Here is a 13,635-nt window from a genome sequence, read left to right on the forward strand (position 1 = left end):
CCGACGTACGCGCGGGGATCGGGGCGTCAGGCCTCGGCGGTCGCCCTCGCGGGCTCGGCGTCGTGCGTCGCGACCCATGACGCCAGCAGGCGCAGCGCATCGGCAGACGGCGTGTCGGCGGGCGCCGTGTAGACGTTGAGCACGAGGCCCGGCTCGCTGGGCAGGTCCATCGACTCGTAGTCGAGGTCGAGGTCGCCGACGACCGGGTGGTGCAGGCGCTTGCGGCCCGAGCGGTGCAGGTGCACGTCGCGCGACGCCCACCGCTCGCGGAACGTCTCGCTCTGCGTCGACAGCTCGCCGACGAGGCGGATGAGGTCGGGGTCGTGCGGCGAGCGGCCCGCCTCCATGCGCAGCATCGCGGCGCTGTCGTTCGCGATGCGATCGTAGTCGCGCCAGAACGTGCGCGCCGCAGGGTTCAGGTACGTGAAGCGCGTCGTGTTGACCGGGCGATGCGGATCGTCGAACACCGGCTGGTACAGCGCGCGCCCCATCGCGTTCGCCGCGATGATGTCGTGCCTGCCGTTGCGCACCCACGCGGGGCCCGTGATGGCGTCGAGCACCTGCAGCACCGCGGGCCGCACGGTCGTCGCGGCAGGCGTGGGCGCCTTGCGCGACGGCGCGACCGAGCGTGCGAGGTCGTGCAGGTGCATGCGCTCGGCCTCGTCGAGCTGCAGCGTGCGCGCGAGGGCGTCGAGCACGCTCTCGGACGCGCCGCCGAGGTTGCCGCGCTCGAGGCGCACGTAGTAGTCGACCGAGACGCCCGTGAGCATCGCGACCTCCTCGCGGCGCAGCCCCGCGACGCGGCGGTTGCCGCCGTACGCGGGCAGGCCCGCCTGCTCCGGCGTGATGCGGGCGCGCCGGGTCGTGAGGAACTCGCGGATCTCGCGACGCATGTCTCCCATGGCTCCACGGTACGACCGCGCCGACGCGGATGGGAGGGTCTGGCACTCCCCGCCGCCCGGCGGCGAGCACGCGGACCGGTCTGGCACGATCGACCCATGGCCTGGCCGACCCTGACGCTCTTGGAGACCCCGCGTCTGATGCTCGAGCCGCTGACGACGCAGCACGCCGCCGAGATGGTGTCGGTGCTCGCGGCACCCGCCCTGCACGCGTTCACCGGCGGCGAGCCCCCGAGCCGCGCGACGCTCGAGCGGCGCTTCCGCGCGCAGGCGGCAGGGGCGTCGCCGGCGGGCGACGCCGGCTGGCTCAACTGGATCGTGCGCGAGCGCGAGACCAGCCGTGCGGTCGGCACCGTGCAGGCGACGTGCACGATCGAGGGCGACGACCTCGTCGGCGAGGTCGCATGGGTCGTGGGTGTGGAGGCGCAGGGGCGGGGGATCGCGACGGAGGCCGCGCTCGCGATGACCGCGTGGCTCCAGGAGCAGGGGGTCGCCGTGCTCCGAGCCCACATCCATCCCGAGCATGCAGCGTCCGCGAGCATCGCCCGTCGTCTCGGGCTCCTCGTGAGCGACGAGGTCGTCGACGGCGAGGTGCGCTGGCAGCGACGCACGCGGTGACGGCCGCGCAGATGCGCACCTGAGCGGGCCGTCGAGTGGCATGCACCCTCGAAGGCCCGCTCAGGTGCGCATCCGCGTCGCGGGTCAGCGCTGCGTGACCGGCACCGCATCCTCAGCAGGCGCCGAGCCGCCGCGCACGAACGCAGCGAGCACGACCGCCGCGAGCGACAGGCTCGCCCCGACGACGAACGCGAGGTGCACGCCGTCGGCGGTCGCGGCTGCCGCGTCGGTCGCTCCCTCGGCCACGGCGGCGGATGCACCCACCGCCATGAGGGTGACGAACAGTGCCGTGCCCGCCGCGCCCGCGACCTGCTGCAGCGTCGACATGATCGCCGAGCCGTGCGAGTAGAGGCGACGCGGCAGCGAGCCGAGCGCCGAGGTGAGCAGCGGCGTGAACATGAACGCGAGGCCGGCGTTCAGCACGAGGTGCATCGCGATGATGGTCGGCACGGTCGAGTCGGCGTCGAGCGTCGTCATCCACCACAGCGCACCGCTCGTCACGATCGCGGCGGGCAGCACGAGGGGCCTGGGACCGAAGCGGTCGAAGAGGTTGCCGACGATCGGGGCGAGCACGCCCATGAGCACGCCGCCGGGCAGCAGCATGAGGCCCGTCGCGAGCGTGTCGAGGCCGAGCACGTTCTGCAGGTACAGCGGCAGCAGGATGAGGGTGCCCAGCAGCACCGCGAACACGACGATCACGAGCACGACGGCGATCGCGAACGACCGGGTGCGGAACACCGACAGGTTGAGCAGCACGCGGTCGGTCGCGCCGAGCGCGAGCTGCCGCCACACGAAGGCACCGAGCGAGAGGACGCCGATCGCGAGGGGGATCCACACCGGCACGGCCGCGTGCCCCTCTGCCGACTCGCCGATCGTCGAGAGCCCGAACACGAGTCCGCCGAAGCCGATCGCGGCGAGCGGGATCGACACGACGTCGAGGTGGCTCGCACGCGTCTCGGTGAGGTTGCGCACGAAGATCGAGCCGAGCACGAGCGACAGCACGGCGATCGGCAGCACGAACACGAACAGCCAACGCCACTCGAACGCCGAGAGGATGAGGCCAGACACCGTCGGCCCGACCGCGGGCGCGACGGCGATGACGACCGACACGACGCCCATGAAGCGGCCGCGCCGCTCCGGCGGGACCACCGAGAGCACCGTCGTGAACAGCAGCGGCATCATGATGGCCGTGCCCGCAGCCTGCACGATGCGGCCCACGAGCAGCATGCCGAAGCCCGGAGCGAGCGCGGCGATGAGCGTGCCGGCCGTGAACAGGCCCATGGCGACGAAGAACAGCGTGCGCAGCGGGAAGCGCTGCAGCAGGAAGCCCGTCGTGGGGATGACGATCGCCATCGTGAGCAGGAAGCCCGTGGTGAGCCACTGCGCCGAGCTCGTCGTGATGCCGAGGTCGACCGTGAGCTGCGGGATCGCGACGCCCATGATCGTCTCGTTGAGGATGACGACGAACGCGCTCGCGACGAGCAGCGCGAGCACGGGGCCGGGCCGCGGCGGCGCGGCGGGGCTCGCCGTGGTGGGCGCCACCGTGGGGATGGAGGCGGTGGAGGTGGGGCTGGTCATCGGTTCCTCGTTCTGCGCTGCGTCTCGTCTGCGTCTGTGCGGCGTTCCCCGCCCCTGGGTGGGAGCGAAGGCCACGCCCGCTCCCTGAGGTGCGAGCGGAGTGAGCCTCGAAGGGTGCCGCCCGCGCAGAGCCCCGTCGATCTGCGCGTGGTGCCGAGTTGGCAGTGACTGCCAACACGGCGCGCACTACCGTAGCATGTCGTCATGACCATCCAGGAGACGGCGAGCATCGACCTGCGCGAGCGACGACGATCGCAGACCCGTGCCGAGGTCGCCGACGCCGCCCTCGACCTCTTCGAGCGGCAGGGCGTCGCCGCCACGACGGTCGAGGACATCGCCGCCGCCGCCGGCATCTCGCCGCGCACCTTCTACCGGCTGTGCGGCACGAAGGAGCAGGCGGTGCTCGACGACGAGGAGATCACGGGCGCCATGGCCGCCGCGGTCTCCGCACTCGACGCGACCCAGCCGCTGCGGCCGCAGCTCGTCGCGTTCTGGCGCGAGCAGATGGTCGATCTCGAGGCGAATGGCGAGGGCCACCGGCGTCACCTGCGCGTGCGCAGGCTCATCGGCGACGAGCCGGCGCTGCTCGCCGCCGCGCTGGGGCAGGAGCACGAGCGCGACGAGCGGTTCGTCGCCGACCTCGTCGCCGCGACGGGTCGCGGCGAGCTGCAGGTGCGGGCGCTCGTCGAGTGGCAGTCGGTGCTCATCCGCCTCGCGATCGAGGAGTGGGTGCGTGCCTCCGCCGACGGCCCGGAGGCGCGCCTGCAGGCGATCTACGACCGCGCGCTCGCCGCGCTCATGGGATGCGAGTCGGTCTGAGGGTCGACGCTGCGCGTCCCGCTCGTCACGAGCGGGCGACCGCCCGCTGCTCCTCGTCGAACGCGGGCCGCATCGCGTCGATCTGCGAGAGGGGGAGGCCCAGGTCCGCTGCGACCGCTTCCCACTGATCGACCGCCTGCGCGACGCGTCGCAGGATGGCGCGCGCTGCATCGTCGTCGAGTCGATGCGCATCGGCGATGCCAAGCAGGCTCGCGATCGAGCGATCTCGCGGATCGTCGGTGGGCGCGATCGGCCGCGAGCGGAGCTGGCCCGCGCCCGCGTCCGGGTTGACGTCGAACACGGGAGCGAGACGCCAGCGGTCGGCGCCTCGAAGGAATCCGTGGTTCCGCCAGTGGTCATCGACGTCGTTCACGAGCACCGTCAGCGCGATCCGCGCGATCTGGCATCTGCAGGTGCCAGATTGCGCGATCGCGCAGGTGGAGATGGCGGCTCGTGCGTCTCATCCCACCTGGCGGTCGCGCAGCGCTCCCTCCTCCACGGTCCACCGTCTGGTGATGCCGACGTCGGCGAGGAACCGCTCGTCGTGGCTCACCACGATGAGCGCGCCCTCGAAGCCGGCGAGCGCCTCCACGAGGTGGCCGAGGGCTTCCACGTCGAGGTCGTTCGTGGGCTCGTCGAGCAGCAGCAGCCGCGGCGCGGGGTCGGCGAGCAGCAGGCGGGCGAGCGCCAGACGCAGGCGCTCCCCGCCGGAGAGGCCGGCCGCGAGCCGATCGCCGTCGTCGCCACGGAACAGGAACCGCGCGAGCATCGCTCGCGCAGCGTGCGGCGTCGCATGCGGGTTCGCCTGCCGCAGCACCTCCACGAGCGTCGCGTGCTCGTCGACGTCGGTGCGCTGCGTCAGCATCCCGAGCTCCGGGATGCGGTGCGCGACCGTGGCGACGGCGGCCCGCTCCGGCGGCTGCGGCCACGACCGGATGGCGTGCAGCAGCGTGGTCTTGCCCGAGCCGTTCGCTCCGGCGAGCGCGATGCGCTCGGGCCCGCCCACCACGATCGGAGCGTGAGGCCCGGCGAGCTCGAGCACGGTCGTGCCGCCTGGCACTCGCGTCTCGGGCATCGCGATGCGGATCGAGCGGTCGTCGCGCACCGCCTCCTCCGCCGACGCGATCGATGCGAGCGCCGACGCCTCGCGGCCCAGGTGCAGGCGCCTGCTGGATGCGGTCGTCTGCTCCGACCGCATCCGCAGGCCGTTGGCCATGATCTTCGGGATGCCGCCTGCCGCCTGCTTCCGCCGACCGGCCGCCTCCGCCTGCTGCCTGCGCTCGTGCGCCGCGATGCGGTCGGCCCGCTCGCGGCGATGGTGCTGCTCGGCGTCCTGCAGGTGCCTGCGGGCGGCGGCCTGCTCGATCGCGATCGCCTCCTCGTACACGGGCCACGCGCCGTCGAACGTGCGCAGCTCGTGACCGTGCACCTCGGCGATGCGGTCGACGTGCTCGAGCAGCGCTCGGTCGTGGCTCGCGACGACGAGCGTGCCCGGCCAGTCGCGGATCGCCGCGATCAGGGCGGCGCGGGCGTCGGCGTCGAGGTTGTTCGACGGCTCGTCGAGCAACGCGATCGGCGCACCCGACATGCGGATGCTCGCGAGACCCACGCGGATCGCCTCCCCGCCGGACATCGAGCGCATCGGCCGATCGAGCAGCGCCTCGTCGCCGTCGACGCCTGCGACGGCGAGCGCTGCGAGCGCCTCGGCATCCACGCCCCAGCGGTCGCCGACGGCGTCGAAGCGCGCGGGGCGCACGTCGCCGCGCTCGATCGCGGCGATCGCGTCGCGGATGCTCGCGATGCCGAGCGCATCCGCGACGGTGCCCGGATGCGACGGCAGCGACTGCGGCAGCATCGCGACGGCGCCGCTGGTCTGCACGGTGCCGGACGTGGGGTCGAGGTCGCCTGCGATGAGGCGCAGCAGGGTCGTCTTGCCGGTGCCGTTGCGGCCGACGAGGCCCGTGGAGCCTGCGCCGAACGTGCCGGAGACGTCGTCGAGCGCGACGGCGCCGTCTGGCCAGACGACGCAGACATGGGTGAGCTGGATGATCGAAGACACGGTGTCCTCCGTGAGCGCGTGTGGGCGCGCTGAGGACCGATGCGGTGCGTGTGCCGCTGCTCAGCGCGCGATGGTCGCGGCGCGGAGGGTGTCCGTCATGCTCTCGTCTTCGTGTCGTGCTGCCGCCGCGCTCTCACCGCGGGCTGGTCGGGAGGCGACGATACCCGCTGGCTGCCGCGTGCGCCAGACGGGCTCGGGCGTGACTGGTCGCTCGTGGCAGCACCGAGCGACCAGTCGGATGCATCGAGTGACCAGTCGACGCGACGAGCGTCGTCCGCAGCGCGACGCGGCTCGCCGGGGGCGAGGCTCAGGTCAGCAGCGACATGCCCGTGCGAGCGGGTGCGACGTCGTCGAAGCCGTGCGCCTCGTAGAGGCGTCGGCCCGGGGGATCGGCCGTGAGCGTGACGTAGGCGCCGGGCTCGGCGCGCTCGCGGATCTCGGCCAGCAGCGAGCGCAGCACCGCCGTGCCGATGCTCTTGCCCTGATGCTCGGGCAGCGTCGCCATGTCGGCGACGAGGAAGTACCAGCCACCGTCGCCGATGACGCGGCCCATCGCCACGGCCTCGCCGGCGGGCGAGCCGTCGGGCGAGCCGTCGACGCGGCGCACCGTGCGCCACGTCCACGTGCCTGCGATCGCCCCCTCGGCCTGCCCGGCCGACTTCGGCGACAGGCCGCTCACCGCACGCAGCCGCCTGTACTCGTCGATCGTGGGCGGCTCGAGCAGCATGCGGTAGCCGGAGGCGAGGGCGTCGTCGGTCACGCGGCCACGCTAGCGACGACGACCGACGCGGCAGCGGATCCGCGCGCCGAACCCGAGCCGACGCCTGCGAGGATCGACGCATGCGTCCCTACGACGAGCTCGTCGCCGAGGCCCTCGCCGCCGACGTCGACGGATGGGGCTTCGGCTTCCTCGACGGCCGCGCCACCGAGGAGCGACCGCCGTGGGGCTACGCGCGCCTGCTGGCGGCGGCGCTCGCAGCCGCGCCGTCGGCGCTCGACCTCGACACGGGAGGCGGCGAGGTCGTCGACGAGGCGCCCACGCTGCCGCCGCGAATGGCGGCGACGGAAGGGTGGGCGCCGAACCTCGACCGGGCGCGGGCTCGGCTCGAGCCGCGCGGCGTCGACGTGGTGCACGCGAGCCCGGGGGCACCGCTGCCGTTCGCCGACGCGTCGTTCGCGCTCGTCTCGTCACGGCATCCCGTCGCTCCCGACTGGCACGAGATCCACCGCGTGCTCGAGCCGGGCGGCACCTACCTCGGCCAGCACGTCGGCGCCGAGTCGGCCTTCGAGCTCGTCGAGCGCTTCGTGGCACCCACGCCCTCGCAGCGCGCCGGCCGCGACCCGCACCGGGAGGCGAGCGACGCCCGCGCCGCGGGTCTCGAGGTCGACGACCTCCTCACCGCCAGGCTGCGCATGACGTTCGCCGACGTCGGCGCCGTCGTGTGGATCCTGCGGAAGTGCGTCTGGTGGGTGCCCGGGTTCGACGTCGATCGCGACGACGCGGCGCTGCGCGCCATCGACGCCGAGCTGCGCGCAGGCGGCGAGCTCGTCGCGCACGCCACCCGGCATCTCGTGCGCGCCCGCAAGCCCAGCTGAGGGCCTACCGCATCCACCCGCGCGCCGCCACCTCGCTGCGCCTGCGCCGCCAGCCCAGCAGCCGCGGCTACCGTGGAGGCATTCCGCGAGGGGGATGCATGGGACTGTTCCAGCACAAGGGGCCCACGGGTCCGACCGAGGTCGTGCAGCGCGCTGCCCGCCCGCCGTGGTCGCTGTGGGGCGACTCGTTCGGCAGGCTCGCCACGCGCGCCCTGCAGATCATCCTCGTGCTCATCGTCGTCGCAGGCCTCGTGTTCGCGATGACGCAGCTGACGCTCGTCATCATCCCCGTGGTGCTCGCGCTCATCCTCGCGTCGGCGTTCGCGCCCGCGATGACGTGGATGCGCCGCAAGGGCGTGCCGTCGATCCTCGCGACCATCCTCGCGCTGCTCGCGATCGTCGTCGTGCTCGGCGGGGTCGTCACGCTCATCGTCAACGCCGTGCGCAACCAGTTCGGCGAGCTGCGAGACCAGGCCGTCGCCGGCTTCGACCAGGTCGTCGAGTGGGTGTCGACGCTGCCCTTCGCGCCGACCGACGATCAGATCACCGAGTTCCGCGACACGGTCATCGACTTCGTCACGAGCGCGCAGTTCGGCTCCGGCGCGCTCGCAGGCGTGAGCGCGGCCGCGAACTTCCTCACGGGCCTCGTGCTCATGATCGTCGTGCTGTTCTTCTTCCTGAAGGACGGCCCGAGGATCTGGGAGTTCCTGCTGCGCCCGTTCGAGGGCCGGTCGTACGCTCGTGCGCAGCGCATCGGCGACAAGACGGTCGACACCCTCGGCGGCTACGTGCGCGGCACCGCGACCGTCGCCGCCGTCGACGCGATCGGCATCGGCCTCGCGCTCGCGATCCTGCAGGTGCCGCTGGCGCTGCCGCTCGCCGTGCTGGTCTTCCTGCTCGCGTTCATCCCGCTCGTCGGTGCCACGGTCGCCGGCGCGCTCGCGACGCTCGTGGCGCTCGTGGCCAACGACCTCGTCACGGCGCTGATCGTGCTGGGTGCCGTCGTGCTCGTGAACCAGCTGGAGGGCAACTTCCTGCAGCCGGTCGTCATGGGGCGCTCGCTGAAGCTGCATGCCCTCGTCATCCTCATCGCCCTGACCATCGGGACCGTGCTGGGCGGCATCGTCGGCGCGGTGCTGTCGGTGCCGATCGCCGCGGTCGCATGGGGCATCACGCAGGTCTGGGACGGCCCGGACACGCCTGCGCGGATGTTCAGGCAGAAGCGGCCAGAGGCCGTCTGACGCGCGGAGGATGCTTCAGGGCGACGCGCGAGGCCTGTCCCCCGCCCATCGGCGGGGGCGCGCACGCGGTGAAGCATCTTCGACCGACGGTGTCAACGCCTGGCGGGTGTGGGTGGTTGCCGATTGGCTATGAGTCGGCACGCAGCATCCGCAGTCGACGAGCATCACCCGACCCGCGAATGCCCCGTGCCTCGCGCAGCGCCGCACGAGCGGCGCGCGCTGGATGGAGGGGGTCGGAGATGACCATGGCACCGCACCGGGAGTCGATCCACCGAGCCGAGCCCGACGCCGCCCTGCTGCTGCAGCAGGTGCGGCTGTCGACGCATCGCCTGCTCGGCGCGACCATGCGCCTCGGCGACGTCGAGCTGCTGCATCCGGCCGCGAGCGGGCTCGGCACGCGTCGGCACGTGATCGCACGACTCATCCGCCACGCGCGGCGCGTGACGGCCTCGCCGACCGACGACCCCACGCAGCGGCTCGCGAGCGACTCGCTGCTGAAGGTCCCGGCCGCCGACCTCGTCGACGCGCTGTCGACGACGCTGACCATGGTGGTGCGCAGGCTCGACGCGCAGCCGAGCGCGCGCGTGCCCAGCGACGACGGCGATGAGCTGTGCGCGAGCGATCACCTCGCATGGCTCGAGCTCACGCACGTCGACCTCGGCGTCGGGTTCGAGATGCACGACATCCCCGAGCCGGCGCTGCCCGCGATCGCCGCGCACCTCGAGCGGTGGACGACGTCGGACTCCGCAGCGGGCCTCGCGGGCAACAGCCCGTTCGCGCTGCTCTTCGCAGGCGACGAGGCGCGCGGCCGCCGCTGAGCCGGTCGCGCTCCCGCCCCGCTACCCGCGGAACGCCGCGATGCCGGTGAGCGCCTGCCCGACGACGAGGGTGTGCACCTCGTCGGTGCCCTCGTAGGTGCGCACGCTCTCGAGGTTGGCCGCGTGCCGCATGGGCGACAGGTCGAGGGTGATGCCGTTGCCGCCGAGGATGGCGCGCGCCTCGCGACTGATGCGGATCGCGGCACGGCACGAGGCGAGCTTGCCCATCGAGATCTGGTGCGGCTCGAGCAGACCCGCATCCTTGCGCCTGCCGAGGTGCAGCGCGAGCAGCTGGCACTGCTGCAGCTCGAGCGCCATCTCGGCGAGGCGCTGCTGCGTCAGCTGCATCGCAGACAGCGGCCTGCCGAACACCTGCCGCTCGCCTGCGTAGGCGAGCGCGACCTCGAGCGAGTCGCGCGCCGCGCCCAGCGCGCCCCACGCGATCCCGAACCTCGCCTCATTGAGGCACTCGAACGGCGCTCGCAGCCCGCGTGCCTCCGGCAGGCGCATCGACTCGGGCACGCGCACGCCGTCGAGGGCGATGTCGCACTGGATGCTCGCCCGCATCGACAGCTTCTGCGCGATGGGCGTCGCCGTGAACCCGGGACTCGAGGTCTCGACGAGGAACCCGCGCACGCCGTCGTCGGTCTGCGCCCAGATCACGGCGAGGTCGGCGATGGAGGCGAGGCCGATCCAGCGCTTCGCGCCGTCGAGGATCCAGTCGTCGCCGTCGCGGCGCGCGAACGTCTGCATCGCGCCCGGGTCGCTGCCCGCGTTCGGCTCGGTGAGGCCGAAGCAGCCGATCGCCTCGCCCTTGGCCATGCGCGGCAGCCACGCCGCCTGCTGCTCGGCGCTGCCGTGCTTCGCGATGGCGCTCATCGCGAGCGAGCCCTGCACCGATGCGAACGTGCGGATGCCGCTGTCGCCGGCCTCGAGCTCCTGCATGGCGATGCCGTACTCGACGCTCGATCGGCCCGCGCATCCATGCCCTTGGATGTGCATGCCCAGCAGTCCCTCGGCGGCGAGCGCGGGGATGATCTCGGTGGGGAAGTGCGCGGCGTCGAACCAGTCGGCGATGTGCGGGCGGATCTCGCGGTCGACGAGCGCGCGCACGCGCGTGCGCACGGCGCGCTCCTCGTCGGAGAGCAGCGCTTCGATGTCGAGCAGGTCGGTGGTCACGGTGCTCCAGTCGTCGGTGTCCGAAGATCTGAGGTTCTCGGGCGGAGGGGGTCGGGGTGGGCGAGCCAGGCTCGCAGGGTCTCGTCGTGCTCGCCCAGCAGCGGCGGGGGGATGGGGGAGGTGCCGGCGTCGCCGTCGATGCGGATGGGCGAGGCGAGCGTCGAGCCGTGGCCCGTGCTGCCGTGCAGCTCGCGAGTGGGGTCGAGGCCGACGTCGCGGGCGAGCGCGAGCCCCTCGGAGATCGTGCGCACGCGACCGGCGACGAGCCCGGCCTCGAGCAGCCGCTCCTCCCACGCCTCGGCCGACGCGTGCGCGAGGGCGTCCTGGAGCAGCGGCACGAGCGCGTCGCGGTGCGCGACGCGCTCGGCGTTCGTCGCGAATCGTGCGTCGTCGGCGAGCGCAGGCACCCCCAGCACCGCGCAGAACCTGCGGAACTGCCCGTCGTTGCCGACCGCGACCGCGAGCGGCGCATCCGCGGTGGCGAGCAGCTGGTACGGCGCGATCGACGGATGCGCGCTGCCGGCGCGCGAGGGCTCGGCAGCCGGGTGCAGCACGCCGCCGCGGTCGCGGGGGTCGAGCGTCGGCGCGCCCAGCACCGCCTGCAGCTGGTTCACGAGCGCCGCCTGCGCGCTCGTCAGCAGCGCGACCTCCACGAGTCCGCCGACGCCCGTGCGCTCGCGCCGCAGCAGCGCGGCGAGGATGCCGGCGGTCGCGTCCTTGCCCGTGAGCACGTCGACGAGCGCGACGCCCGCCTTCGTGGGCGGCCCGTCGGCCTCGCCCGTGACGTGCATGAGGCCGCTGACGGCCTGGATGACGAAGTCGTACCCCGCCCGGTCGGCCCCGCCCGGCGCCCTGCCGTAGCCGCTGATCGAGCACCACACGAGCCGGGGGTGCGCGGCGAGCAGCGCATCGCGGTCGAGCCCGAGACGAGCGCTCGTGCCTGGCGTGAAGTTCTCGATCACGACGTCGGCGCGGGCGACGAGCTCGGCGGCGAGCGCCCGATCGGCGGGGTCTGCGAGGTCGAGCGCGACGGACTCCTTGCCGCGGTTGGCGCTGTCGAAGTACGTCGATCCGGTCGCGGAGCTCGGCGGCGACCACGATCGGGTGTCGTCGCCGGTGCCGGGCCGCTCGACCTTGATCACGCGCGCGCCGAGGTCGGCGAGCGTCTGGCCGACGAGGGGGCCCGCGAGCACGCGCGAGAGGTCGGCGACGAGGATGTCCGCCAGCGGTGCCTCGTGCATCGCACTCCTTCGTCGTGTGTGCAGCCCAGCATGCCGGATCGTTCCGTCACCAGGCAATGCCGAGGTATCGTGCCGGTGTCGGCGCCGCATCCGAGCGGGCCGGGAGGAGCGCGAGCATGGCCTACCGATCCGTCGATCCCGCCACCGGCGAGCTGCTCGCCGAGCATGCAGACGCCACCGACGCCGAGATCGAGGCGACCCTCGCCGCCGCGGCCGACGCGCACGCATCCATGCCGCCGCTCGGCGAGCGCATCGCCGCCATGCGGTCGATCGCCGCCGCGTTCCGCGCGAACGAGACGGCGCTCGCCACGACGATCGCGCGCGAGATGGGCAAGCCGCTGCAGCAGGGCATCGGCGAGGTGCGCCTGGTCGCCTCGATCTGGGACTGGTACGCCAGCCGCCCCGAGCTGCTCGCCGACCGCGCGCTCGAGACCGGCTGGCGCGGGCGCGACGCCCGCGTCGAGCTGCGACCGACGGGTCCGATCGTGGGCGTGATGCCGTGGAACTTCCCCTACTACCAGGTGGCTCGCCTCGCGGCCCCGAACCTGCTGCTCGGCAACCCCGTCGTCATCAAGCACGCGGGCACCTGCACGCAGGCTGCGCTCGCGATGCAGGCGATGGCGGATGCGTCGGGCCTGCCCAGCGGCGTCTACCAGACGGTGCTCGCGTCGAACGAGCAGATCGCGACGATGATCGCCGACCCGCGCGTGCAGGGCGTCTCGCTCACGGGCTCGGAGCGCGCGGGTGCCGCGGTCGCGGAGGTCGCCGGTCGCTCGCTCACGCGGTGCGTGCTCGAGCTCGGCGGCTCCGACCCGTTCGTCGTGCTGTCGACCGACGACCTCGACGCGCTCGTCGAGGTCGCGATCGCCGCGCGCACGCGCAACTGCGGCCAGGCCTGCACGTCGGCGAAGCGGTTCATCGTGCACGAGTCCCTGCACGACGCGTTCGTCGAGCGCCTCGCTGCCGGCATGCGGGCGTTGCGCATCGGCTCGCCGCTCGACGAGGACGTCGACCTCGGCCCGATGTCGAGCGAGGCGGCAGCAGCCGACCTCGTCGCGCAGGTGGCCTCCGCCGTCGCGGAGGGCGCGACGCTCGTCGCAGGCGGCATCCGCATGCCGGGCGCCGGTGCGTTCGTCGAGCCCGGCATCCTCACCGGCGTCACGCCCGACATGCGCGTGTGGCACGAGGAGCTCTTCGGCCCCGTCGCGATGGTCGTGCCGGTCGCGGACGCCCAGGAGGCGGTGCGGGTGGCGAACGACTCGCCGTTCGGGCTCGGCGCGACCGTGTTCGACGATGCCGATCCCGAGCGTGCGGCGTGGGTCGCGGAGCGGCTCGAGGCGGGCATGGTGTCGATCGGCGCGTTCGGCGTCTCGCGCCCGGAGCTGCCGTTCGGCGGCGTGAAGCGCTCGGGCTTCGGGCGCGAGCTCGGACCCGACGCCGTGCTGGAGTTCGCGAACCGTCGGCTCGTGACCCAGCCCGCTTGAGCCGGGAGCGGTCGCTCGGTGCGGCGATCCCGCCCGGAGCGCCGCATCGAGCGACCACTCGCGTGCATCGAGCGACCACTCGGTGAGGGAGGCTCCGCCCGGT

At 73.3% G+C, this 13,635-nt stretch carries 13 protein-coding genes; 6 read left to right on the forward strand and 7 right to left on the reverse strand.

Annotation, left to right across the window (positions count from 1 at the left end; all coding sequences use genetic code 11):
• Nucleotides 1-26 precede the first annotated feature (26 nt).
• Complete coding sequence (locus tag ACZ6H8_RS10375; RefSeq protein WP_464146728.1) at nucleotides 27-902, reverse strand: helix-turn-helix transcriptional regulator; 876 nt, start codon at nucleotides 900-902, stop codon at nucleotides 27-29.
• A gap of 96 nt (nucleotides 903-998) precedes the next feature.
• Between ACZ6H8_RS10375 and ACZ6H8_RS10380 the strand changes: the two genes are divergently transcribed.
• Complete coding sequence (locus ACZ6H8_RS10380) at nucleotides 999-1,517, forward strand: GNAT family N-acetyltransferase (protein ID WP_464146730.1); 519 nt, start codon at nucleotides 999-1,001, stop codon at nucleotides 1,515-1,517.
• Between the two features lie 84 nt (nucleotides 1,518-1,601).
• Here ACZ6H8_RS10380 and ACZ6H8_RS10385 read toward each other — a convergent pair whose 3' ends face one another.
• Nucleotides 1,602-3,095 carry an MDR family MFS transporter gene (locus tag ACZ6H8_RS10385; RefSeq protein WP_464146731.1) on the reverse strand — a complete coding sequence of 498 codons (1,494 nt, stop codon included), beginning with the start codon at nucleotides 3,093-3,095 and terminating at the stop codon, nucleotides 1,602-1,604.
• A gap of 204 nt (nucleotides 3,096-3,299) precedes the next feature.
• Between ACZ6H8_RS10385 and ACZ6H8_RS10390 the strand changes: the two genes are divergently transcribed.
• On the forward strand, nucleotides 3,300-3,914 hold the full coding sequence (locus ACZ6H8_RS10390) for a TetR/AcrR family transcriptional regulator (protein WP_464146732.1): 615 nt from the start codon (nucleotides 3,300-3,302) through the stop codon (nucleotides 3,912-3,914).
• Between the two features lie 25 nt (nucleotides 3,915-3,939).
• On the opposite strand, the gene ACZ6H8_RS10395 is transcribed toward ACZ6H8_RS10390, so the two are convergent.
• From ACZ6H8_RS10395 to ACZ6H8_RS10405, 3 genes are all read right to left on the reverse strand, one after another.
• A complete protein-coding gene (locus ACZ6H8_RS10395; RefSeq protein WP_464146761.1) occupies nucleotides 3,940-4,359 on the reverse strand; it encodes a HipA domain-containing protein in 420 nt (139 codons plus the stop codon).
• A gap of 15 nt (nucleotides 4,360-4,374) precedes the next feature.
• Nucleotides 4,375-5,973 carry an ATP-binding cassette domain-containing protein gene (locus ACZ6H8_RS10400; protein ID WP_464146733.1) on the reverse strand — a complete coding sequence of 533 codons (1,599 nt, stop codon included), beginning with the start codon at nucleotides 5,971-5,973 and terminating at the stop codon, nucleotides 4,375-4,377.
• A 307-nt stretch (nucleotides 5,974-6,280) separates the two neighbouring features.
• Entirely contained in the window at nucleotides 6,281-6,733 is a 453-nt protein-coding gene (locus tag ACZ6H8_RS10405; RefSeq protein WP_464146734.1) for a GNAT family N-acetyltransferase, read from the reverse strand.
• Between the two features lie 80 nt (nucleotides 6,734-6,813).
• Here ACZ6H8_RS10405 and ACZ6H8_RS10410 point away from each other — a divergent pair, with 80 nt between their 5' ends.
• The 3 genes from ACZ6H8_RS10410 (at nucleotide 6,814) to ACZ6H8_RS10420 (ending at nucleotide 9,628) form a co-directional block, all read left to right on the forward strand.
• Nucleotides 6,814-7,569 carry a methyltransferase domain-containing protein gene (locus ACZ6H8_RS10410; protein ID WP_464146735.1) on the forward strand — a complete coding sequence of 252 codons (756 nt, stop codon included), beginning with the start codon at nucleotides 6,814-6,816 and terminating at the stop codon, nucleotides 7,567-7,569.
• 98 nt (nucleotides 7,570-7,667) lie between these two features.
• On the forward strand, nucleotides 7,668-8,810 hold the full coding sequence (locus ACZ6H8_RS10415) for an AI-2E family transporter (protein ID WP_464146736.1): 1,143 nt from the start codon (nucleotides 7,668-7,670) through the stop codon (nucleotides 8,808-8,810).
• Nucleotides 8,811-9,055: 245 nt separating this feature from the next.
• Nucleotides 9,056-9,628: a DinB family protein gene (locus ACZ6H8_RS10420; protein ID WP_464146737.1), complete on the forward strand. Its 573-nt coding sequence runs from the start codon at nucleotides 9,056-9,058 to the stop codon at nucleotides 9,626-9,628.
• A gap of 21 nt (nucleotides 9,629-9,649) precedes the next feature.
• Here the strand turns inward: ACZ6H8_RS10420 and ACZ6H8_RS10425 are convergent, their stop codons facing one another.
• Together ACZ6H8_RS10425 and ACZ6H8_RS10430 are read right to left on the reverse strand one after the other, a co-directional pair.
• Nucleotides 9,650-10,807: an acyl-CoA dehydrogenase family protein gene (locus ACZ6H8_RS10425; RefSeq protein ID WP_464146739.1), complete on the reverse strand. Its 1,158-nt coding sequence runs from the start codon at nucleotides 10,805-10,807 to the stop codon at nucleotides 9,650-9,652.
• Nucleotides 10,804-12,048 carry a CaiB/BaiF CoA transferase family protein gene (locus tag ACZ6H8_RS10430; protein ID WP_464146740.1) on the reverse strand — a complete coding sequence of 415 codons (1,245 nt, stop codon included), beginning with the start codon at nucleotides 12,046-12,048 and terminating at the stop codon, nucleotides 10,804-10,806. The genes ACZ6H8_RS10425 and ACZ6H8_RS10430 overlap by 4 nt, the downstream gene beginning before the upstream one ends.
• Nucleotides 12,049-12,164: 116 nt before the next feature.
• Between ACZ6H8_RS10430 and ACZ6H8_RS10435 the strand changes: the two genes are divergently transcribed.
• Nucleotides 12,165-13,532: an aldehyde dehydrogenase family protein gene (locus tag ACZ6H8_RS10435; RefSeq protein WP_464146741.1), complete on the forward strand. Its 1,368-nt coding sequence runs from the start codon at nucleotides 12,165-12,167 to the stop codon at nucleotides 13,530-13,532.
• The last annotated feature ends 103 nt before the right edge of the window (nucleotides 13,533-13,635 follow it).

Source organism: Agrococcus sp. AC640b, assembly GCF_979255995.1.

Coding starts and splice junctions, on each gene's coding strand:
- ACZ6H8_RS10390 (WP_464146732.1), top strand. CDS start 3,300: ATGACCATCCAGGAGACGGCGAGCATCGACCTGCGCGAGCGACGACGA.
- ACZ6H8_RS10430 (WP_464146740.1), bottom strand. CDS start 12,048: ATGCACGAGGCACCGCTGGCGGACATCCTCGTCGCCGACCTCTCGCGC.
- ACZ6H8_RS10410 (WP_464146735.1), top strand. CDS start 6,814: ATGCGTCCCTACGACGAGCTCGTCGCCGAGGCCCTCGCCGCCGACGTC.
- ACZ6H8_RS10435 (WP_464146741.1), top strand. CDS start 12,165: ATGGCCTACCGATCCGTCGATCCCGCCACCGGCGAGCTGCTCGCCGAG.
- ACZ6H8_RS10375 (WP_464146728.1), bottom strand. CDS start 902: ATGGGAGACATGCGTCGCGAGATCCGCGAGTTCCTCACGACCCGGCGC.
- ACZ6H8_RS10385 (WP_464146731.1), bottom strand. CDS start 3,095: ATGACCAGCCCCACCTCCACCGCCTCCATCCCCACGGTGGCGCCCACC.
- ACZ6H8_RS10420 (WP_464146737.1), top strand. CDS start 9,056: ATGGCACCGCACCGGGAGTCGATCCACCGAGCCGAGCCCGACGCCGCC.
- ACZ6H8_RS10415 (WP_464146736.1), top strand. CDS start 7,668: ATGGGACTGTTCCAGCACAAGGGGCCCACGGGTCCGACCGAGGTCGTG.
- ACZ6H8_RS10380 (WP_464146730.1), top strand. CDS start 999: ATGGCCTGGCCGACCCTGACGCTCTTGGAGACCCCGCGTCTGATGCTC.